13 protein-coding genes are annotated in these 22,456 nt (G+C 56.2%); 4 read left to right on the top strand and 9 right to left on the bottom strand.

Annotated elements, in window-relative coordinates:
- Nucleotides 1-200 precede the first annotated feature (200 nt).
- Nucleotides 201-3,005, bottom strand: coding sequence for an FtsX-like permease family protein (locus FHS27_RS24155; RefSeq protein ID WP_184307839.1), 2,805 nt, complete (start codon nt 3,003-3,005; stop codon nt 201-203).
- The gene (locus FHS27_RS24150; RefSeq protein WP_184307837.1) at nt 3,002-3,766 is read right to left on the bottom strand and encodes an ABC transporter ATP-binding protein; all 765 of its coding nucleotides are present in this window, start codon (nt 3,764-3,766) and stop codon (nt 3,002-3,004) included. Before FHS27_RS24150 ends, FHS27_RS24155 begins: the two co-directional genes overlap by 4 nt.
- Nucleotides 3,767-4,280: 514 nt before the next feature.
- Between FHS27_RS24150 and FHS27_RS24145 the strand changes: the two genes are divergently transcribed.
- Complete coding sequence (locus FHS27_RS24145; protein ID WP_184307835.1) at nt 4,281-7,247, top strand: ABC transporter permease; 2,967 nt, start codon at nt 4,281-4,283, stop codon at nt 7,245-7,247.
- Nucleotides 7,248-7,262: 15 nt separating this feature from the next.
- Here FHS27_RS24145 and FHS27_RS24140 read toward each other — a convergent pair whose 3' ends face one another.
- The 3 genes from FHS27_RS24140 to FHS27_RS24130 all read right to left on the bottom strand — a co-directional run bounded on the left by FHS27_RS24140 (nt 7,263) and on the right by FHS27_RS24130 (nt 10,030).
- Nucleotides 7,263-8,342, bottom strand: a complete 1,080-nt coding sequence (locus FHS27_RS24140) for a zinc-dependent alcohol dehydrogenase family protein (RefSeq protein WP_184307832.1) — start codon at nt 8,340-8,342, stop codon at nt 7,263-7,265.
- Between the two features lie 59 nt (nt 8,343-8,401).
- Nucleotides 8,402-9,445 carry an aldo/keto reductase gene (locus FHS27_RS24135; RefSeq protein WP_246420775.1) on the bottom strand — a complete coding sequence of 348 codons (1,044 nt, stop codon included), beginning with the start codon at nt 9,443-9,445 and terminating at the stop codon, nt 8,402-8,404.
- 93 nt (nt 9,446-9,538) lie between these two features.
- Nucleotides 9,539-10,030, bottom strand: coding sequence for an RbsD/FucU domain-containing protein (locus FHS27_RS24130; RefSeq protein ID WP_184307830.1), 492 nt, complete (start codon nt 10,028-10,030; stop codon nt 9,539-9,541).
- 207 nt (nt 10,031-10,237) lie between these two features.
- On the opposite strand from FHS27_RS24130, the gene FHS27_RS24125 reads away from it, so the two are divergent.
- From FHS27_RS24125 to trxC, 3 genes are all read left to right on the top strand, one after another.
- On the top strand, nt 10,238-11,386 hold the full coding sequence (locus tag FHS27_RS24125; RefSeq protein WP_184307827.1) for a XylR family transcriptional regulator: 1,149 nt from the start codon (nt 10,238-10,240) through the stop codon (nt 11,384-11,386).
- 314 nt (nt 11,387-11,700) lie between these two features.
- Complete coding sequence (locus tag FHS27_RS24120) at nt 11,701-12,243, top strand: hypothetical protein (RefSeq protein WP_184307825.1); 543 nt, start codon at nt 11,701-11,703, stop codon at nt 12,241-12,243.
- Between the two features lie 64 nt (nt 12,244-12,307).
- Nucleotides 12,308-12,727, top strand: a complete 420-nt coding sequence (trxC, locus tag FHS27_RS24115) for a thioredoxin TrxC (protein WP_184307823.1) — start codon at nt 12,308-12,310, stop codon at nt 12,725-12,727.
- Nucleotides 12,728-12,794: 67 nt separating this feature from the next.
- Here trxC and FHS27_RS24110 read toward each other — a convergent pair whose 3' ends face one another.
- The 4 genes from FHS27_RS24110 to FHS27_RS24095 all read right to left on the bottom strand — a co-directional run bounded on the left by FHS27_RS24110 (nt 12,795) and on the right by FHS27_RS24095 (nt 22,341).
- Entirely contained in the window at nt 12,795-13,802 is a 1,008-nt protein-coding gene (locus FHS27_RS24110) for a dihydroorotate dehydrogenase-like protein (RefSeq protein ID WP_184307821.1), read from the bottom strand.
- Nucleotides 13,799-17,380: a pyruvate:ferredoxin (flavodoxin) oxidoreductase gene (gene nifJ, locus FHS27_RS24105; protein ID WP_184307818.1), complete on the bottom strand. Its 3,582-nt coding sequence runs from the start codon at nt 17,378-17,380 to the stop codon at nt 13,799-13,801. Before nifJ ends, FHS27_RS24110 begins: the two co-directional genes overlap by 4 nt.
- Before the next feature lie 642 nt (nt 17,381-18,022).
- Nucleotides 18,023-21,211, bottom strand: coding sequence for an efflux RND transporter permease subunit (locus tag FHS27_RS24100; protein ID WP_184307816.1), 3,189 nt, complete (start codon nt 21,209-21,211; stop codon nt 18,023-18,025).
- A complete protein-coding gene (locus tag FHS27_RS24095; RefSeq protein ID WP_246420773.1) occupies nt 21,208-22,341 on the bottom strand; it encodes an efflux RND transporter periplasmic adaptor subunit in 1,134 nt (377 codons plus the stop codon). The genes FHS27_RS24100 and FHS27_RS24095 overlap by 4 nt, the downstream gene beginning before the upstream one ends.
- Between the last annotated feature and the right edge of the window lie 115 nt (nt 22,342-22,456).

Here is a 22,456-nt window from a genome sequence, read left to right as displayed (position 1 = left end):
ACCAAGACCTAAGTGATTGAGCTTGTAAGCAAAATTCTAGCGTCTGGCGAATTCGCCAACGGACTGATGCATTGGGCCGGAGGTGATTCCCCAAAAAAACAACGGGATCAAGGCGTCAACGGTAGTGATGGTGGTTCGCAAGATGGGGCGTAAATGTCGCAAACCGGCGGTTTGCGGGCGTCGAGGTAGCGTGGTGATCGCTACATAGCATCAGTGCCCGATTGCAGCAGACTCATCGGACGCGATCTGCGGATCGAAACTGCGGGCCAGGTTGCCGTTAGCATGCCCAATACCCCAACGAAGACGGCGCCACCGACTATCGGAATCCAAGGGATCACCATTGGAGGATGAAGGCCACCAAAGAAGCTGACGTACTGAGCCAACTCGGCTCCGCACCAACCGGTCAAAATCCCAAATCCAATGCTCAGCACCGCCGCCATCAACGCAATCATTAACCCTTCGACCAGAATCGCTCGAGCGAGTTCATTGCTGGTGAAGCCAATGGATCGGAGGACTCCGAACTCCCATCGCCTCGCACGAACCGATGCTAAGATTACGTTCAGTACACCGATGCTTGCGATCAGTAATGTCACCAACGGCAACACGCTAATCATCCACAACCATCGACGTGCTCCGTTGAGCAGTCGATCGCGAATGCTCTCAATCGAGACGACCTTGACGCCCACCTCGTCGCTCGCCGCGCGCGGACCATGCGCTGATTTAACCAATCCCGCAATAGAATTCTCGAGCTTCTCGTCATCAACCGAATCGTGTGCGTACGAAAGCCAAACGTGAGAGGCAACGGGCAAGTCAAAATCATCCGCGACGGAATCGTAGTCTGCAAAAATGAGTGCCGCGGCGCGATGGGTTCGCGGCCGCAAACCGGTCAGTTTTGTTTGCCAGTGCCAACCTGGCAACTTGACCGAACCCACGATCGTGTAAGCGGCCGTCGCCCCCGCGTTGCGAGGCGGATCAACCGCGATCGTATCACCCAGTCGCAAACCGGTTTCTGCCAGAAAATGATCGGGGACGACACAGGCGTGTCCTTGCTGCATTTTCGCGACCGCTTCGTCAGCGTTCCCTTCGACCCAGTCGAGTTGCAGCAAAGGTGTGTGACCTGAAAAAGCCCCACGGGGATCGAGTCCCACGATGATCACGTTGTCTTGCCGGATGACGGACGGTCGCGCCGCACTGCCGGTGATGTCATCAACAAGCCGCGGTTGTTCCACAACGAGAGGCAGGCATCGCGATTCATCCACATCTGGCAACGCCGCTATTTTGGTGACCTCTTCCACCGGGAGACCAGGTTCCAGAATCGCGATCGCATCGGGCGTCCAATCACCCGGAACGAAGGCCTCCAACATGGTGAATCCCCAAACCTGAATGCCCACGAATAGGCCCAATCCGAACGCCATGGAAACCGAAGCCCCCACGGTGCGCCAAATATTGCTGGTGACTTGGCTGGCGAGCAATTTTGGGTCGACGCTAAAGACACGAGCTAACAACGGCCCGAACAAGCGATCGACCAAGACAACAATGGAAGGTGCGAGAACGACGAATCCAATCGCGATGCTCGCGAAACTGGCTGCCATGGCAAACCAAATCTTCTCCTCGTTCGGCGGAAAAACGAACGACAGAAGCGGCCCGATCGCAAGTAGGATCGTCCCCACGATCAGGCTCGGCCACGTTAGGGAGGTAGAGCCGGAGGCGGCTTGTCGCGGAGCCATCGCGTCAACCGGTTTTACTCGCGTGGCTTGGTACGCCGGAATGATCGACGCCAACAACGCACCGCCGATCGCCGCGATTGTCGCAAGGACCAAACTGCTGGTGCCGAATCCAACCCCATGGTACAGCAAACTGCCGAATAGGCTTTCAACGAACTTTAGCAGGCCCCACCCTAAAGCGATGCCGGCAACCAAGCCGACGATTCCGAGAACGAGCCCTTCGATAACGATTAACGAGCCGACTTGGCTGCGAGTTAACACGACGGCACGGAGGATCGCGTACTGCCGAATCCGTTCGGTCACTCCCATGCTGAGTGAACAGAAGATGACCAGCATCGCAACCAACATCGCTACTCCCGTCGCAGCGTAAGACTGCATCCGAACGTTCTGAGCCGCCGAGGCTTGATCGAGAGCCTCTTCAATCTCGAACGCCTGTTGAAACTGCAACGGCACAGAATAGTCACTTAACCGCGGCCCCCAACTGAAGCGAAACTTCGTTATGTCCGCTTTCGGATCGACGGCCACGCCGAGTAGGCTGATTTGAAATGGCTCGCCAGTGATGCGCTCGATCAGTGGCACGGACAAGAACGCTTCACCAGAACTCGGTGTCAGCATCGGGATACCTGCTGAACCCGCACCATGCAACGTCGGCGCGTTAACAATGCCGCCGACGTTGACGGCGAGCGTTGTTTCGCCCGATGCGTTAGGACGAGGTAATTCCAACGTCAACTGATCACCGAGTGAAATTCCACGTCGCGTGGCAACATCAGCCCGAACGACGATGTTGGGGACAACGTCTTCCGAATTGGGGGCTTCGTCCGATTCGCCGCCGACCCAATCTCCTTCGGCCATTTCAAACGGCGGTTCGGGGGCGTCCGTGGCGATGAACATCAGTGATGGCAGCGGGCTGTGAGACCCCGAACCGGAGTCTCGCCCACGTGCGGTTTGCTCGATCGGTAGTGGCGCGTCTTGGAGTTCGACCACCGGGATTCGGCCAGCCCACATCGGATCGACCGCATTCACGGCAGCGTCCTCTCTTAGCGAATTGACCGCTTCGTGTGGCACATAGTCAGTAGGCTCACCGCTGATCGGCGCGATTGCGAGTTCATAGCGGCCGAGTGCTAGGTTCGCGTACTCGTCGTACGTTTTGTGCAGTGCTTCGTAGCTGCTGGTGACCCAGATCACCATGCTGACGGCGGCCGATGTTGCCACGACGGTCAGCACCGTGCGTGTTTTTCGCTCACGCAAGAAGGCGATTGCGAGTTTGAGAACCTTGCTCACGCTACCGCCTCCGCGCCGAGAGCTTCTTGGTAATTCCGGGCGACGGTTTGTGGGTCACGACGCCCATCCGTTTTGAGTTCGGCTAAATTGCTTCCGTCTTTTAACACACAAATGCGGTCGGCCCACATCGCGACGTGAGGTTCGTGGGTCACCATCACGATCGAGCGGCCTTGTTCGTCCGCGAGCGCACGGAGCAGTTCACAGATTTGCGTCCCCGAAACTGAATCCAGACTCCCAGTCGGTTCATCTGCTAGCAGAATCGCAGGGTTGCAAATCAATGCACGGGCAATCGCAATTCGCTGTTGCTCGCCTCCTGACAAAGCACCGGGTTTATGATGGCGACGTGCGGACATGCCGAGGCGCTCGAGTAAGTCGTTGACGGTGGTGTCGAGTTCACTCTTTTTCCCAGCAGGAACGGGTAACCGGATGTTGTCTTCCGCGGAAAGACTGGGAATGAGGTTGTAAGACTGAAAGACGATACCGAGATTATCGCGTCGAAATCGAGTCAGTGCCCCATCGGAGAGTTCTGATAAATCCTGTCCGGCGATTACGACACGCCCGTCATCGATGTCGATCAGACCTGCCATCGCATGCAGCAGAGTGCTCTTTCCAGAACCGCTCGCACCCATCACGGCAACAAATTCACCGGAGGCGATGGACAAGGAAACGCCGTCGAGGGCGTGGATTGTGGAAGCACCCTGTTTGTAGGTCTTAAGGGCATTGTCAACCACAAGTGGTGTCGTTGTGTCGAAGCGTTGCACGGCGGGCGAATTTCTCAAGAGGGCGGAAGCAGGTAATCAGGTGGGACGGGTTCAGCGAAGCGAATTGTCGATCGATACAAACATTTGGCCGTCGAGTGTTCAACTTTCGTTGAGAGCCGCCAAAGATTCGGCGAACTGGTACGGCAGCATGAATGCGACGTGACGGGATTCCCGTCATCGACGGCGGAACTTGCGTCGCTCCCATGAGCGAGCACCTTTGATTTGCCGAACGTTGTTGACAAATCGGACGTTGGCATAGCTATTGCAATCGGCGTTCCCAGCAACCGCGAAGCCGCGTTGGTGAATCACCATTTCAGTGGAATTCACACAGCCCTTTGCGAATCGACCCGCCGGACTCGTCAATCGAACTGCCCAACACACCAACGATCTTTGATCGCAATCGGCGACATGTCGCGAAGCGCGTAGCGAGCAAACACGCATGCTTTTCGTAATTAGTCCCGACATCTCGCAGCACTACCGTCCTCGCCTCCTCATTGGCATTGCACCACCACCTATGAACCAACTTCGCTTTCTCGCTCGACTTGTCTTCTCACAATTGCGTATGCATCCGGGACGCGCGATCGTCACCACGTTGGGCATCGTCGCTTCGACCTGTGCCGTGGTTTGGGTTGTCAGCGGGTATGACGCCTTGGTTTCGCAGTTCGATGAGAATGCGGGAAAGTACCTGGGACGATACGACGCCTTGATCATGCCCATCGGTGGGCCTCCTGGTACTCCGACTCCGACAATCGACGACTCACTGATCGCGATCTTGTCGCAAGACGCGGGAGTGTTGGAAGTCAATCCGGTTAGCAACGCTCGCGTGTCGGCGACAAAAGTCAGACGCGACAAGGGCGAGGACGAGTCGGAGTCGTCGCTCGGGCTGCTCGTCGGCGATCGGCCGCCTGTCAACGGAGCACCACCGGTCGGTCCAACGCTGGTCAGTACTCCTGCACTGGAGGCACCCTATGAGTTGGTTGAGGGGAGGTGGCTAGACGATGACGCGGGATCGATGTCGGCCGTACTCGGTGAAAACGTCGCGAAAGAGATGCAGGTCAACGTCGGAGATGAGTTGCAGGTCACCACGTTCGGTAACCGCCTACGGCTTTCGGTGGTGGGCATCGTCGAACAGGCCCCAGAAGCGCCGTCGCTGCGTGGGGGCGCAGGGGGCGGGAGACGCGGAGGCGGGAGGAGTCAAGGAGCCGCAAGCGAGGAAGGCGGACACCGCGAAAAGCCACGCGATGATTTGTTGCCGCGTCGCGAGCCAAGACCGCAAACACTTACAGACAAGGCACAAGTCAATATCAGCTTACCGAGCGGGATGATCCAGGGCGTTGCCGCGAGTGCGATCTACGTTCGACCGGACGTCGCGAGCAAAATCAACGGCTACACCGCCAAACCGCAGGTATTGCAAATTGCGATTCGCGACACGGTCACGATTGACCAGTTTCGTGACATTTGGCAAGCGAAACTCGCCGCCTACAATCCGCCGATGCAATTGGTTGACTATTTTGCCGTTCGAAAGGGGTTGGAATCGACTCGCAGCGTCTACGGGCAGCAATCCCAGGCGTGGGCAGCAACGGGGATGGCTTCGTTGGCTGCGATCGCCATCATCTTCTCAACGCTCAGCATGGGAGTGACCGAACGCATTCGTGAGTTCGCCATGCTGCGGGCGATCGCGCTGACGCGAACTCAAATCGCGAGCATCATTGCGATCGAGAGCATCGCGTTTGCGTTGATTGGCTGGACGGGCGGTTTGTTTGCCGGATGGCTCATGGTGCTCGTCGGTGGCCGTATGCTCCCAGGATTGTTTAGCTCCGGCGCAGTACTTGGTTGGAGCTGTGTCCTGTTGACGGGCGTGACGGTCATGGTCGGCGCGATCGGTGCTGCGGTGTTGCCTGCTTGGCGAGCGATGCGAATACGCCCACTCGATGCGATGTCGGATCGTGCGACAACGCGACGTTTGAATTCCTGGGCGATGTTCGGGGTTATCGGTTTGGCTCTCGTCGTGTCGACTCCGATCGTCGTCTTTGCATTGCCGATGGATGACGACGTAAGAAAGTGGTGCTATTCATTCATCACCTATCCCATGTTGTTGGTTGGAATGATCTTGTTAGCTCCCGCGATCGTTGTCCTTGGCGAACGGTTGTTTGCTCCCATCGTGACGAACGTTTTGCGACTCGATCCACGAATGATGAAGACGCAATTGTCGAGCAACCTGTGGCGATCCGTCGGCGCGACGTTGGCGCTGTCGGTTGGGCTAGGACTGTACGCGTCGACGCAAACGTGGGGCTATTCGATGTTGGTGCCGTTCACCCCCGGCAATTGGCTGCCTGATGCACTCGTGGCCTTCCATCCCGTTGGAATCGCTCCCGAAGTCGAATCCCTGATCAGTGAGGTCGATGGCGTCAATTCCGATGAAGTAATGCCGCTGGCCATTGAGCAAGCGAAAGTGGATTGGGGCGTCGCCGGTGAACCATCGCGTCTTCGTACCGGGGCAGACAACGCTATTATCTGCGGTCTTGATCCGCAATTTGCATTTTCGGACACGTCCGGAATGCTGCCGGTGACCTTCGTCGAGGGAACTCGCGAGTCGGCGATCGAATCGCTCGCCGGCGGCGGAGCCTGCGTGATCGCGGAGGACTATGCGATGGCAACCGGGCTAGGCGTCGGTGACTCGCTGACCTTCATTCCTCCGTCAGCAGACGACGAGCGAGTCGAATACAAAATCGCTGGCGTTGTCGCGTTACCCGGATGGCAATGGGTGTCCAAGTTCTCGGGGGTTCGACGCCATTTCGTACGCACCGGCACAATGCTCTTTGCCAACCGATCGGACGTGCAGAAGGACTTTCACTTGCCACGCACCGAGTTTTTCTGGGTGAACTTCCAACCGACGGCGGATCACGAGCAGATTGAAGCCGAGTTTCAGTCGATTGCCGAGCGTCACGCTGGTGGTACGTTCACCGCGGCGGGCGTTGGAGAAGTGCAAACGTATCGCCCGTTCGCGCGAATGACCACGACCGAGAATGTCAAAAAAGCGATCCAACTTCGAGCCGACGACATGATTTGGGGCATGAGTTATCTGCCATTGATCACACTCATCGTGATGTCTCTCGCGGTCGCCAACACAATCATTGCTTCGGTGAGGTCCCGCACGTGGGAATTTGGGGTGATGCGTTCGGTCGGCGTCACTCGCGGTCAACTCGTTCGCCTGGTGATTGCGGAGACGATCCTCATCGGCATCGCCGCGTGCGTGCTCAGCCTCCTGTTTGGTTTGATCGCGGGCTGGTGCGGCGTCGGCATGGCCCAATTCGGAGGCTGGTTCGCAGGCCCGCCATCGTTCCGAATCCCGTGGATGCATTTGTCGTTCGGGTTCGCACTCACCTTGATGCTGTGCCTACTCGCAGGCCTCTGGCCAGCGATCAAAACGGGGCGAGCCGAACCGCTCGGTTTGCTGCAAGCGGGAAGATCGTTACAGTGATTCCACGCGTGCAAATCAGTCCATCACAATGCAGACTTTGCCTTCCTGGCCTTGATCGGACAACTCGTACGCTTTCGCGGCTTCGGAAATGGGCAGTTTGCGTCCACAAGTAGATTCCGGGTGCACGCCGCGAACAGCGAGCAATTGGGCCAAATCTGAAAGGTGTTTGCGCGACGTCACCCACGAACCGAAAAGAGTGATTTGTTCGTGAATGAGATACGGCGAGACGTCGAATTCGACTTTGCCACCTTCCCCAACGAAACCGCAACGTCCCCACTGGCGTGTCGCCTGCAGTGCGAGCAGGCGAGCGGGCGCGGCACCAGAGCAGTCAATCGACACCTCCGCACCTTTGCCTCCGGTCAGGTCTTTGATGATGTCGAGCGCAGAGTCATCCGATTTCAAGACGTGATCGACGAGGGGGACACCCGATTTATATTCCAAGTCCTTGGCGAGATTCAAACGTCCGTCTGCCAAGTCGAGTCCGATGATTTCGTAAGCACCAAGAGCACGCCCGAGTTGGGCGGCGGCGAGTCCGACGGGACCGAGCCCGGTAATCAACAGACGATCTTTCCCGCAAACTTTCATGCGATCGAGACATTCCCATGCGGTTCCAAATCCGCACGCCATGAATGCTCCGTCGACGTAGCTCAATTCATCGGGTAGCGGAATGCAGTCCGGTTCATCGGCGAGAAGGTATTCGGCGTGTCCCCCGTCGCGTTGCCATCCATAAGCACGGCGATACTGTTCGCTGCTGCAACTGATTTGATATCCGTGCATGCAATCGTCGCAAACGCCGCATCCGGAGATGTGATACATCACGACGCGATCGCCAACCTTGCGTTGCCGGCAACCCGGGCCAACCTTGACGACTTGTCCGCTCGGTTCGTGGCCGGCGATGACACCCTGATACGCTTCGGGCCCCTTGCCGAGGTGCTCGCGGTAGATCGCGCGAATGTCGCTGCCGCAAATAGACGAGGCTTTCATTTTCAACAGCACTTGCCCGTTCCCGGGCTCGGGAACGTCGTACTCGCGCATCTCAACAGTGCTGTTTCCAGGCAACACGACGCCGGTCATTTGTTCGGGGATAGCAGACATGTGGGGATTCCTTAGCAGGTGGATGATCGAAATTTCGAAATGGAAAGATTGGCAGCAAACTACGCCGTGGTCACTTCGCCGTTGACGTCCCAGAGATCTTCCCAGTGTTGGTCCGCTTTCCACAGAAAGACCTGACCTTTGATTAGTCGGCAGTTTTTGTCGATTTGGGAGATCGCTTGCATCTCAGCATCGCTCAGCGGATCTTCCGTCACGGCTTTGAGGTTTGCGAGGATGTTCCGCCGTTTCGTGGACATCGGGATCGGGATCTGGCCGCGTTGGACCGCCCATTTCAAGCACACAACTGCGGGATGCACGTCATGATCTGTGGCAATCTTGACAATCACAGGATCTTCGATGTCCACGGTATCGGCGGCCGTTCGATCCCTTTCCGGGCGGGCGGGTGATCCGATGGGTGAGAAACCGACCGGAACGATCCCGTTGTCGATATTGAATTGAAACAATTCCGGTTGTTGGAAGTGTGGGTGTAGTTCCATCTCGTTGACGGCCGGTTTGATCTTTGCATCACGGAGCACGAGTTTCAGCTTCGGAATCGTCATGTTGGACGTGCCGATGTTGCGCACCAACCCCATTTCAACGAGTCGTTCCATCTGTCGCCATGTCTTCATGAAGTTGTCATGGATGTACGGCTTCGCGTCGGGGCTTCGCGAAGTGATGTCACAACCGGGGGCGTGAAAGTTTGGGAACGGCCAGTGAACGAAATACAGATCAAGGTAATCGAGTTGCAGGTCTTTAAGAGTTTGCTCGCAAGCAGGAATCACGTCCTCTTCGGCATGCTTATCGTTCCACAGTTTCGAGTTAATCCACAACTCCTCGCGAGCGACGCCACCGTCGGTGATCGCTTTGATCGATTCGCCGATATACGCCTCGTTTCCATAAACGGCGGCACAATCGAAGTGCCGGTATCCGACGGATGCTGCCGTCACGACTGCTTCGGCGACGAGTTGGTGATCGGCATGGTCACTTCCGAACGTTCCCAAACCGATCGATGGCATTTTGTCGCCCGAAGGGAGGACATGGTTTGGCACGGCGGCGGGCTCGACAGAGTCGTTTGCGACACAAAATGAAGGGGAGCTTGCGGACATCGGTGATAACCTCGTGAAAATGATGGGAAGGGTGAGATTGGGCATCGAAGCGTTGGTCGATTGCAACAACGCAGCGGTGCGCTAAAAATATTTCTAGGCGTTGATGCGATCACGCAGATCGTGCTCGGCTTCGTCATCCCAGTAACCACAGTCGAGCTGGATGAACACGGACGTGTAGGGCAACGTCATCGTTGTCTTTAGCAACAACACCCGAAACGCTTTGCCAGCTTCATCCAATATTGCGATGATCTCGTCGTGGGGTAGAGATTGCACTGGCGTGTCTACTAGCGCTTCGTTCAACTGCTCGCGATACCGATCAATACCGGGTGCAAATTTTTCGGTAAGGAACGGCAGTTCGCCGTCGAGATAGACGATGGGGCGAACGTGCGATGACGATTCGATCTCCTTCAACGTCTCACGCAACACTTCGACCTGATCCGCGTCGGTGCAACGGGTTTCGATTCCGGGTGACGTTTGCGCGGGATACGCCGCGTCCGCAATCACGATCCAATTGCGATGACCGAGCAAACTCAATCGCTGCGGTAAGATCTCTTTCCAATCTTCGGTCGACTTGCAGTACGTCATTCCTGACTCCTAGAAGAGAACAGCGTTGAGCAATTTGCTCGTGGTTGATGGGTTCCGTTTTAGCGTTTACCAGAGACCGTTCAATTCACGTTCCCGCCAATCTCTATCACATTTGCGTCAGGCCGCTTACACTGAAGTGCATAGTTTTGCGTCTCGAATCAGCTTCGGCTCTTCGGAGGGTTCACAAATGCGTATCGGCATCGTTCCATGAAAAACTCGAAGAGGGTCGCGTTGGTGATCGAGACTTCCAAGGCGTTCGGCCGGGGGTTGCTGCAAAGCATTAGTCGATATGCGCACCTGCACGGCCGTTGGGCGCTTTCGTTTGAAGAACGCGGTCTCGACGATCCGTTGCCCGATGGCCTCACGTCGGAGCAGTACGATGGCATCATCTTGCGTACGCGTTTGCAGAGCCAAATGCGAGCGGTTCTACAGACTTCGATCCCTACGGTATGTGTCGGTGAAGAGAACCCACCTGGAGCGTTTGCCGTTGGATGCGACGAAACGACTTGTTCGGAACTGGCCGCGGAGCATTTGGTGGAACGCAACTTCCGACACTTCGGGTTCGTCGGAATGGCGGGATACGTTTGGTCCGATCGACGTCGCGATGCGTTCGTGCGGTTTGTTCGCGATGCCGGTTATGATTGTTCCGTAATCGAGCCCAATGGAAAGGATCGACGGATCAAGACGTGGGAACCGATTCGAGATCAACTCGAAGATTGGATCGTTAGCCTCCCGAAACCCATCGGTGTGATGTGCTGTTACGACGTGATGGCGCGTATCGTCTTGGAGGTCTGTGAAGGACAGTCCATTTCGGTTCCCGAAGACGTGGCGGTCATCGGCGTGGACAACGACGAGGTGCTGTGCGAGGTCAGTCAACCGCCTTTGTCGAGTGTGATGCACGATACGAAACAGATCGGGTTCGAAGCCGCCGCCATGCTAGACAAGCTAATGAGAGGCGAAACCGTTTCACCATCGGTCATCGTCGCGCCGACGGGAGTCAAGACACGGCGTTCGACCGAAACGTTGGCAATCGAAGACCGTGACATTGCTGCGGCGGTCGCGTTCATTCGACGTCACGCGTGCGACGGAATTGAAGTGAACGATGTCGTTGACCGGGTGCCCCTGTCTCGTCGTACGTTTGAGCGTCGTTTCCGCGAGCAGGTTGGGCGTTCGCCGTTAGCGGAGATCAGACACGTGCGGATGACTCGCGTGAAGCAGTTTCTTATCGAAACTGATTTGAAACTCGATGTGGTTGCCGCGCACAGCGGATTCCGGAACACACCCTACATGTCCGCTCAGTTTCGAAAAACGTTTGGGGTCACGCCCGGTCAATTCCGCTGCCAGGCTCGGGATTAGACAATGTTTCCGAGTGACCGTTCTCGAGTGGGCACCAACGCGCAGTCTGACCGACCACCGTGCGATTCATGCACAACGCGGGAAGGTTTCTGACGTAGTTATTGCCGAGATCACGGGAATTCGATACCTGCAGTTGCGGTTGTAGCCGGAGCGTGACCGACGTTCCGCCGAATGCAACCACCAATTAGTCTTCCGCGGTTTTCCATTCCCTTCTCATATTGATGCACTGATTCCATCGGACTGGGATCTGGCATCGGACTTGCTGCTTTCGAGTTCATGACAACTCGGCGATCTACTTCCCAAGGAAAAGTCCCATGAACGCATCAGCCCCCTCTTCGACAACGCACACCGCGACTTCGACTACGTTTTCGTCCGCCGCGCGAGGAGCGGAACCAGACGCACACGTCGTTTCGCGGCACCTTCAAACAGCACTGCTGTTACTGCTAATTGGGTTTACGTTGGCAACCATTGCGTTGCTGTTCCTCGCGCCTTCCTACACGTATCTGGCGGTTATCCCAATTCCGTTCCTAATGCTCGGACGTGGAGTTGCCAAAGCCATGGAAGTGTCAACGACCGCCTCTGAATTGAGGCATGGTGACCAAGACTCGGTCGCGAAGGACGAAATGGCGGCCGATTTGCAGATGGTCGCCATCATGACCATCGTCAAGGTTTTCGGCGTGCTGGCGTTGGGAACGTTCGTTATTGCGACGATGTATTTCGACGCGGCTGCTGTTGCAATCGCTGCGGTTGCGTTTCTCTTAATGACTCTGTTGATCGAGCTGCCGTTTATCCTCGCGGGCGTCGAGGAAGCCCAAGCTGACGAACGAGAGAAGTTGACCGGGAATCGCGAAGCCTGAGTGGTCAACGGCGGCGCGAACGTTTGCTAAGCTTCATAGAAACTCTATTTTTGGGACTCGCATCATGATTCTTGTTTGCTCACAATGCGGCGCCGTCAATCGTGTGCCCGATTCCAAACGTCACGACAAACCGGTCTGCGGAAAGTGCAAGCAATCACTCCTGCCGAATCATCCCGTCGAACTGACAGACACGTCGTTCGCTAAGTTCATTGCGAAGACGCAAACGCCGATTTTGGTCGACTTCTGGGCGCCATGGTGTGGCCCCTGTCGGATGATGGCCCCCGCATTTGAAGAGGCTGCCGCCTCGTTGTCGCCCGATGTCATTCTGGCGAAACTTAATACCGAGTCCGAGCCTTCGACGGCGTCCCAGTTTGCGATCACTGGCATTCCCACCATCATTCTGTTTAAGAATGGCAGAGAGTTTTCTCGGCATTCGGGAATGCTCAACGGGGAGAAAATCACTCAATTTGCCATGAATGGCTAGACTTTCATCTCTCCCCCAATGGATGCCGTGGGTGCGCAGGTCTAACGATCGATATGCTCTCGTGCGGTTATACGAATTTCGATTGATACGAAACGAGGGCACGTGTGTAGTTGGCTCGTTCGTATGCGGACGGATCGATGCAGTTAGCTTGACTGACGCTTCCCTTCATCTGCTTCACCGATTCGTATTCGTGCTCCTCAAGCCATGATTGCAATTGTTCGAGTAATTTGGTGATGTGAGTCGGCCCGTACTTCAGTAGAGCGGACGCCATCATCGCCACGTCGGCACCGGCGAGCAGCACTTTGATGACATCGTCGCGTTCGTGAATGCCCGAGTTGGCGGCTAACGACGCGATCACGCGACTTCGCAGGACCGCAATCCATCGCAGCGGAAGGCGATCCTTCTGTTCGGTACTGAGCACGAGTCGCGGAACCACCTCGAGTGTGTCGAGATCGATATCAGGTTCCAGGTATCGATTGAAGAGAACCAATCCGTCTGCACCCGCGTTAACCAATCGTAATGCCATGTCGGCGGGCGAACTGAAGTGAGGTCCGATCTTAACGGCCAGCGGAATCGAGATGGCCCCCCGAATTGTCGAAACGAGATCGACATAACGCTGCTCGACTTGCTCGCCCGAAAGGTTACGTTCGGTCGGAACGAAGAAGATGTTGAGTTCGAGAGCATCGGCTCCCGCGTCTTCGATCATTTTTGCATACCGGATCCATCCGCCGACCGTCGTGCCGTTGAGACTCGCGATGATCGGCATGTCGACGGCGGCCTTGGCGGCCTTCAGGTGATCGATGTATCCATCAGGTCCGGCGTTGTAGTTTTCCATTTCCGGGAAATAGTTCTGTGACTCGGCACCTGAGTTGGCACTGAAGTCATACAGATGAGCGAGTTCGCTGTCTAAGTGCTCGATCTGTTCCTCGAAAAGTGATGGGAGCACCGCGGCGGACGCACCGCAATCTTCAAGTTGACGGAGCGTTTCGATGTTGCCGGATAAAGGACATGCGGAAACGACCAACGGATTCTTTAGCGACAATCCGAGATACCGTGTTGTCAAATTCACACTCATCGTTTTGCTCCTTCGTCCGATTCAACGGCTTCGCGTTCAACACCTGCCATCTGTTCGTAGTATTGCCAGCGGTCGTAGATCTCACGCTGCGCCAAATCAAACAGGTGAGCCGCACGTTCCGGGTTTGTGCGAGTCAACATCGCGAACCGTGCTTCTCTCATCGCGATGTCACGGAACGAAACGGTCGGTTTGCGACTGTCCAAGTGGAACGGATGTCCGTGATCGTGAGCCGTCCGGGGATCGTATCGGTATAGTGGCCAGAAGCCGGATTTGACCAAATCTTTCTGGTGCGACATCGATTTCGACATGTCAATCCCGTGTGCAATGCAAGGGCTGTAAGCCAAGATCAATGACGGACCTTGGTAAGACTCGGCTTCGCGGAACGCCTTCAACGTTTGCAGAGGTTGAGCTCCCATCGCGATTTGAGCAACGAACACATTCCCGTACGCAACGGCGAGCATGCCCAAATCTTTGCGTCCGATCGACTTTCCGCTCGCCGCGAACTTGGCAACCGCAGCACGCGGTGTCGCCTTGGACGCTTGTCCGCCGGTGTTTGAGTAAACCTCCGTGTCGAGCACCAAGATGTTGACGTTTCGGTCCGACGCGAGCACATGATCGAGCCCGCCGAAACCGATATCATAGGCCCAGCCATCACCACCGATGATCCACACGCTCCGAGGCACGAGCATGTCGGCAAGTGTCAGCAACAGTTTCGCGTCAGGGGTATCGTGCGATATCAGAATTCGTTTGAGTTCCGCAACCCGCTCACGTTGGGCCGCGATCGCTTCTTCATCGTTGGTGCCTGTTTCGAGCAACGCGCGGACGAGAGTGTCACCAACTTGCGGTGCCAATCGAACGAGTAACTCCCGAGCGGTCTCTTCCTTTTGGTCTACCGCCAAACGCATGCCCAGACCAAATTCGGCATTGTCTTCAAAGAGAGAATTATTCCACGCTGGGCCGCGCCCGTTGCAGTCGACCGCCCATGGAGTTGTCGGCAAATTTCCTCCGTAGATGGAAGAGCACCCGGTCGCGTTCGCCACCACGATGCGGTCACCGAAGAGCTGCGTCAACAGTTTCAGGTACGGCGTCTCGCCACAACCGGAACAGGCGCCGGAGTATTCAAACAACGGCAACAATAACTGCGATCCCTTCACGGTTTCGATCTTCGTCTGTCGTCGATCGACTTCGGGTAACGATTTGAAGTATTCAAAGTTTTCACGTTCGGCGACAAGGTGATCGTCCTTGGGCGTCATGTTGATGGCTTTGTGGCGGGCAACCTCTTTGCTCTTTGCCGGACAGACGTCGACGCAAACACCACATCCAGTGCAATCATCCGGTGCGACTTGGATCGTCAGCGAATGCTCATCGAGTTCCTTACCCGTCCACGGTTTCGATTGGAATCCGTCGGGAATGCCGTTGAGCGACGATGCAGGATAGGCTTTCGTACGGATGGCAGCGTGAGGACAAACCATCGCGCAGAGCCCGCATTCAATGCATATGTCGGCATCCCAGATCGGAATTTCGTGAGCAATGCTGCGGCGTTCATACTTCGACGTTGCGGTCGGGAACGTTCCGTCCACAGGCAGAGCACTGACGGGCAACAGGTCGCCTTTGCCCGCGATCATCATTGCTGTGACGCGTTTGACGAAATCAGGACTCGAGTCTGGAATCGGAGATTGTCGATGGTTCGTCGCGTCCGCGTTCGTTGGGACGGTGACTTCGCTCGCAGCATCAAACGATTTTTCGACCGCGTCGAAATTGCGATCGATTACGGATTGTCCCGCCTTACTGTACGACTTTTGGATCATCTTCTTGATGTGACTGATCGCTTCGTCACGTGGCAGGATTCCCGTCAGAGCGAAGAAGCAAGTTTGCATCACCGTGTTGATGCGATTTCCCAAACCTGCTTCGCGAGCGACTGAGAGTGCGTCGATGACAAAGACTCGCAATCCTTTATCGATGATCTCCTGTTGTAACTCAAACGGCAGCTTCTCCCAAACCTCGTCCGCACCGTAGGGGCTGTTCAGCAGGAACGTGGCCCCTGGTTCGGCCATCTCGAGAACGTCAATGCTCTTCAGGAATTGAAATTGATGACAGGCGACAAAATTGGCTCGTTTGACGAGGTACGTCGAATGAATGGGACGAGGCCCGAACCGCAAGTGGCTGACGGTGATCGAACCGGACTTCTTCGAGTCGTAGACGAAGTAGCCCTGTGCGTACATGGGCGTCATTTCGCCAATGATCTTAACCGAACTCTTGTTCGCACTGACGGTTCCGTCGCTGCCGAGCCCATAGAAGACTGCGCGCGTGACGTCATCTGGTTCGGTTGAAAACGCGTCGTCCCACTTGATACTCAAATGGGTGACGTCGTCGATAATCCCGACGGTGAAACGTTTCTTGCTGTCTTCTCGAGCAAGTTCGTCAAAAACCGATTTGACCATCGCCGGAGTGAACTCTTTGGATGACAGTCCATAGCGTCCACCGATGACATGAGGTGTCGGCGCGCCGGGGTGAATGTCGCTCCACGATTCAGCCAACGCCATCGAAACGTCCTGATGCAACGGCTCCGCGATCGCTCCTGGCTCTTTGGTTCGATCGAGCACGGCAATTTGTCGTGTCGTCGCGGGCAGGGCGGAGAGGAAGTCAGACACCGAGAACGGTCGGAAGAGCCGGACCTTTAATAGCCCTACTTTCTCACCGCTGTCTATCAGTCGTTCGACGGCCTCTTCGGCTGCCCCACACCCGGACCCGATCATCACAATGACGCGATCGGCATCGTCCGCACCCACGTAGTCAAACAAGTGGTACTGCCGTCCTGTCTTGCTCGCAAAGAGATCCATCGTTTTCTGCACTACCGAGGGGCATTCGTTGTAGTACGGGTTGATTGCTTCACGCGCTTGAAAGAACACGTCCGGGTTCTGTGCCGTTCCCCGAAGAACAGGGCGTTCTGGATCGAGCGCCCGCTGGCGATGTTCTTGAATGCGTTCGACATTGATCATCGATGTGACAACGTCGTCAGGAATCAACTCGATCTTGTTGACTTCGTGCGAGGTGCGAAAACCATCGAAGAAGTGCAAAAACGGGATTCGCGACTCCAGCGTCGCCGCATGTGCGATCATCGCCATGTCGTGAACCTCTTGCACGTTGTTCGATGCCAACATCGCCCAACCGGTCGAACGAGTTGACATCACATCGCTGTGATCGCCAAAGATCGAAAGTGCATGAGTGGCCAGTGATCTCGCCGCAATGTGGAAGACCGTCGGCGTCAATTCGCCAGCGATTTTGAACATGTTCGGGATCATCAGCAACAATCCCTGCGACGCCGTGAAGGTGGTCGTCAAAGCGCCGGCTTGCAACGAACCGTGGACCGCTCCAGCCGCTCCGCCCTCACTTTGCATTTCGATTACTTCCGGAACGACGCCAAAGATATTCTTGCGCCCCGCCGCGGACCACGCGTCAGACAACTCGCCCATCGGCGAGGCAGGCGTGATCGGGTAGATCGCAATCACCTCGTTGGTTGCGTGCGCGATCCGCGCCGCAGCTTCATTGCCATCCATCATCGCGAATCGATCGCTCATCGTTCGGTTTCCTGCTGCGGGGATATTGAGGGCCTGCGACGGTCGTCACCAATCTCGGTCGCTCTCATCTTGAGAGACCGCCAGATCGACTCTTCGATCGCGTTTCTTGTTCAACGACATCCAACCGATGATCCCGCTCGCCGAACCAAATGACTGCACGCAAAGGGAACACACTCTCGAATGTGTCCTTTCGTCCTGAGGTCACTAGTTCAGCGTAGCGAACACGGCGTCTGTGAGAACGACCGTAAAACAAATCCTGGCAGGCCAGCCTCGCGGCGAAAACACCCCGAGACGAGTTGTCGCAATGCAATTGGTTGGCGAAATTGACATCGCACCAACTTCGTTCGCCGTCCAATCAAGCGGCGTTACAACCAAAAACGTCTTGCGGGGATGCAAGTCGCATACCCGTCATTGGCGGCAGTACTTAATATCCAACGTTCCGCGACACGGATTGCAAAACGATTCGCAAACGCATGTGCGAATGCATCCATGATGCCATCGATTGTTCCGTGAACTTGTGTCATGAATGCACACTCACGCAAATAGATCCGTGCGTATCGGCACGCCTTGGGAGTGACATCAACCGGGTAAGCGAAGAAGCAATCGGTAATCGGGATCGTGAATCCGACTCAGAATTTCGGCTTAGGCGGTTTCTTCCGTGCCGTCGATTTGATCCGTCGATTTTGACTCCTTGCCCAACGGATTCCAGTACCACCGCGCGGCGGCGCTCAACGCTCTCGCGAAATCGGCGCCCATCAATACGGCACAGGGGACCATGTAGAGCGTGATCGCTGTCGCGAAAAGAACTCCAAACGCCAGCGATACCGCCATCGGGATCAAGAATTGAGCTTGGATCGATTCGTCCAGCATCAACGGCAACAGGCCCACAAACGTCGTGATCGAGGTAAGGAAGATCGGCCGAAAACGTTTTCCGCCCGCTTCCAAGGCGGCATCTGTCAAGGAAGCCCCCGCGGCACAGCGGCGATTGATGAAATCAACCATCACCAACGTGTCGTTCACCGCGATCCCCGCTAACGCCAGCATCCCGAATATCGAAAGGTACGACGGCGTTAGGTCTAATAAAATGTGACCGACCAACGCGCCAATAATCGCGAAGGGAACCGCCAGCAGAACGTAGATGGGCTGCGTCATCGATTTCAATGCGATCGCGAGCAACCCGTACAGCGTCAGCATCAACAACGTGGCACCCACAATCGTTTGCCGTTTGGTCGCTTCCGCCTCAGCGACGTAGCCGAGGAACTGATACGACAATCCGTGCTCGATGCACATCGCCTCGATTTTGGGAGCTAGCTCCTTCGAGATTCCGACAACATCGACGGCTTCATCGATCGGTTGTGCACCCAAACGGATGATCTCGGCTCGGTCGTTTCGTTCAACAAAAGACGGAGCCTTCACCAGATTGATTGAGGCGACGGTGTCCAACGGGACTTCCGCCCCACGAGGCGTGCGGATCTTCATCCGGTCGAGGGTGTGCAACGATTGACGAGCTTCCAAGGGCAAGCGGACCATGACGCGAATGTCATCGACACCGCGTTGTAACCGTTGAGCTTCTTCGCCGAAGAACGCCTGCCGCACCTGACTCGCCAAGGCTGATTGCGTGAGGCCGAGCTCAGCGGCACGCGGTTTGAGACTTAACTCGAGTTCGTCTTGCCCTTCGGTGACCTTCGCCCATTGATCCTTCAGTTCGCCGTATTCGTCGAGTAAGGCCTTGATGTCACGCGCCACTTGTCGCTTCTCGGGTGAATTGGGCCCACGCAATTCAATGTTCAGGTCTTCGTCCGAATACTCGCTTTCGCGAACGATCGATGACTCGGAGCGAGTTTCAAAGCGTCGAGCTTCGGGAATCTCGCCAACCAACTCCGACCACCGCGTCGCCAATTCGCTGTTCTTTGGTCCCGGTACGGATCGCTTTTCAGGTGGCATGACCTCGAACGCGAGATAACCGCGAGACTTGTCGAAATGCGACCCGGGGCGTTTGGCGCCGGTCACACGAACAACATTTTGCACCAACGACTCGCCCGTACCGGGATCGACAAATTCCGTTTTCAATTGGTCCAAGGCGTCAGAAATGCGATCAACGTAGATTTCCGTCACTTCCAGTGGCGTGTCGTCGGGCAAATCCAGCTGGGCACTGATCCGGGTGTTATCGACCGAGGGGAACGCAACGAATCCCATTCTTCCGCCAACGCAGTATCCCGCCATCAACAGAGCTAACGCCAGAAATCCTGCGATCACCGACAATCGATTTTTGACCGCGAGTCGAAGCGATGGTTGGTAAACCGAAGCGACAAATGTTTCCAATCCGGTTGCGACCGCTGCCTGGAAGCGATTGAAGAATCCAGTTCCGCTGGCACGCCGAATGTGTTTGAGGTGGGCGGGTAGGATCAGTTTGGATTCGACCAGCGAGAACAATAGAACCGGTGCAACGACAGGCGGAACTTGCCGAGCGTAGTCGCCCCACGTTCCGTCGAAAAACATCAGCGGAAGAAACGCGACCATGGTCGTTAAAGCGCCGAACGTGACGGGCGTGGCGACCTCTCGTGTGCCCTCGACTGCCGCCTCGAGCGGATCGACGCCTTCCCTGATTTTGGAGTACACGTTTTCGCCCGTGACGATCGCATCGTCGACAACAATGCCTGTCACGATAATGAATCCAAACAGACTCATCACGTTCGCGGTCAGATCGAACCAAGGCATGAAAAGGGCCGCCCCGGCAAAGCTGACCGGAATTCCGATCACAATCCAAAACGCCAGTGCGGGTCGGATGAACAAGCCCAAAATCAACAGGACAAAGAGCCCGCCCTGCAACAACGACCACGCCAGCGTGCTCAAACGATGGCGTATTGCCAGCGACTCGTCGTCCCAGATCTCCAATTCGATGCCTTCGGGAAAACGCGTCCGCACCGTCCGAATGTACTCACGCACTCGGTTGGAGATCGCCAGTGCACTCTCATCGCCGACCCGCATCACCGGCACGAACAACGCGGGTTTCCCGTTGAAGAACATCTTCTGATCGCCTTCGACGAAACCGTCTCGGATCGTTGCGACTTCGCCTAGTCGCACCTCGGCACCAGCGGCCGACCGGATCGGGATGTCTTCAAACTCGTCTTCGGAATAAGCCTGACCGCGTGTCCGAACGACAAACGTGCCGCTATCGCTATCGATCGCTCCGGCGGGCAGGTCCAGCGAGAAACCGCGGATCGCGTCTGCGAGATCCTGAAAACTCAGGTTGTAGGCAAGTAGTTTCTCAACATTTGCCTCGATCGAGACTTCGGAGACCTTTTCGCCGCGGATATCGACGCGGCTGATACCTGGCATCTCCAGTAGATCTTGCTGCACCCGTCGAGCGACTTTGCGCATGTCGTGTGGTGACAACTCGCCCATCACTGCGATTTGCAAGATGTCAAAGACGTTCGTTGATTCGGGGATCAACACGCGAGGCGGTTCCGTTTCATCGGGAAACGTTGTGATCGTGTCGATGCGTGCCTTGACGTCGTCCATCAAATTCCGCAAGTCCGTTCCGCGACTCGCTCGCAGAAAGAACCTGGCCCCGCCACGATATCCGTCGGCGTTGAGTGATTCGATTCCGTCAACGCCCTCCAGCGCCGCTTCCACCGGAATCAAGATCGCACGCTCGACATCTTTTGCTGTGGCTCCCCGGTAATCCATTTGAATCATCACGGTGTTCCAACTGAGCGCTGGCGTGACTTCCAAGGGCACGTGATTGATCGCGACGTATCCCCCCGCGACAATGATTGCCAACATCAAAAAGTTGGCAGCAATCCCGTTGACCGTAAACCAACGAATCACGGCGTGGCTTCCAATTCCGGTGGCTCGCCAGCGAGAGACGATGCGGGGTAATCCTCCGGAATGATTTCAACCGGACTGCCTTCGGGGGCGTAGACCAACATCGTCGTCGCGAGCAACTCGTTGTCCAAGATGGAATGCCCCGAGACGACTACGTTGTCCGAATCCGACCACAGCGGGTCGATCGTCAGCGATCGCAGCGTCAGCTTGTCTTCGTCGATCAAATACACTCGATCCAATCGTCGCACGGCTGCACGCGGGATGACGACGATGTCATTAAGCGTTTCGCCAAAGATAGTGGCAACGACCGGTTGCCCGATTCGCAGCACCGGATTCTCACGTTGCAACGCAAACGGGTCGTCGATCCGGGCGATCGCAAACAACTCTAAAGAGTCGGCGTCGAGTGTGCCTTCGGTTCGAACGATGTTCGCTTTCCATACCGCACCCTCGGACGAATCGATCGCATCGCGTAGTTCCACTTCGACCGGCGGATCTCCCTCCATCTCCGGTAACTGCAAATGTCTCAAGTCTCGTCCCGCGATTGGCAACCGCACCTCGGCATAGTCGACGGCAAAAACATCCCCGAGGATCGTTCCGGGACTGACCAATTGTCCCATTCCGATTGATTTGGCGACAACGCGGCCATCGAAAGGAGCGTAGATTTTGGTCCGAGCCAAATCTCGCTCGGCGATTTCGATCGAGGACGCCGTAATTTCGACTTCCGACTCCGCTTGAACGAGCGACGCGTACGTGCCGTCGACCTCCGACGAGGAGGCGCTGCGTTGGCGAGCGAGTTGTTTCATCCGCTCATGGGCGTTTTCGGCGAGTGCCAACGTCGCCTTCGCGAGCTGATGTTGTTCTTTGGCAATCTTCAACGCGGTTTGATAATCGCGGTCGTCGATTTCGACCAACAACTCGCCCTTTTTGAAGAAAGATCCCGCCTCAAACGCACGCTGGGTTGATCGGATCACGCCGGTGACTTCGGCGCTCAACGTCACGCGGTTGTGTGGCCCAACGACGCCGTGCGTCTCGATTCGTACCGGATAGTCGCAGATGCTCAGCGAACTCACTCGACTTCGCAGAACCTGCTCCCGTGGCGGTTCGCTGTCTTTATCGGCGGGTTCCACTGACATAACAGCAAACCCGTATCCTCCAGCGGCCAAAATGCCAATGGGAAGGAGCACTCGAAAGAGAGTGTTGACCAAAAACTTCATGTCGATTGGGTGCCGAGAGTGGCGGGTGGGAAAG

Origin of the sequence: Aporhodopirellula rubra, assembly GCF_014192335.1 — a bacterium.
Taxonomy (GTDB): Bacteria; Planctomycetota; Planctomycetia; order Pirellulales; family Pirellulaceae; genus Rhodopirellula; species Rhodopirellula rubra.
This window is presented reverse-complemented; position numbering and strand designations above follow the sequence as displayed.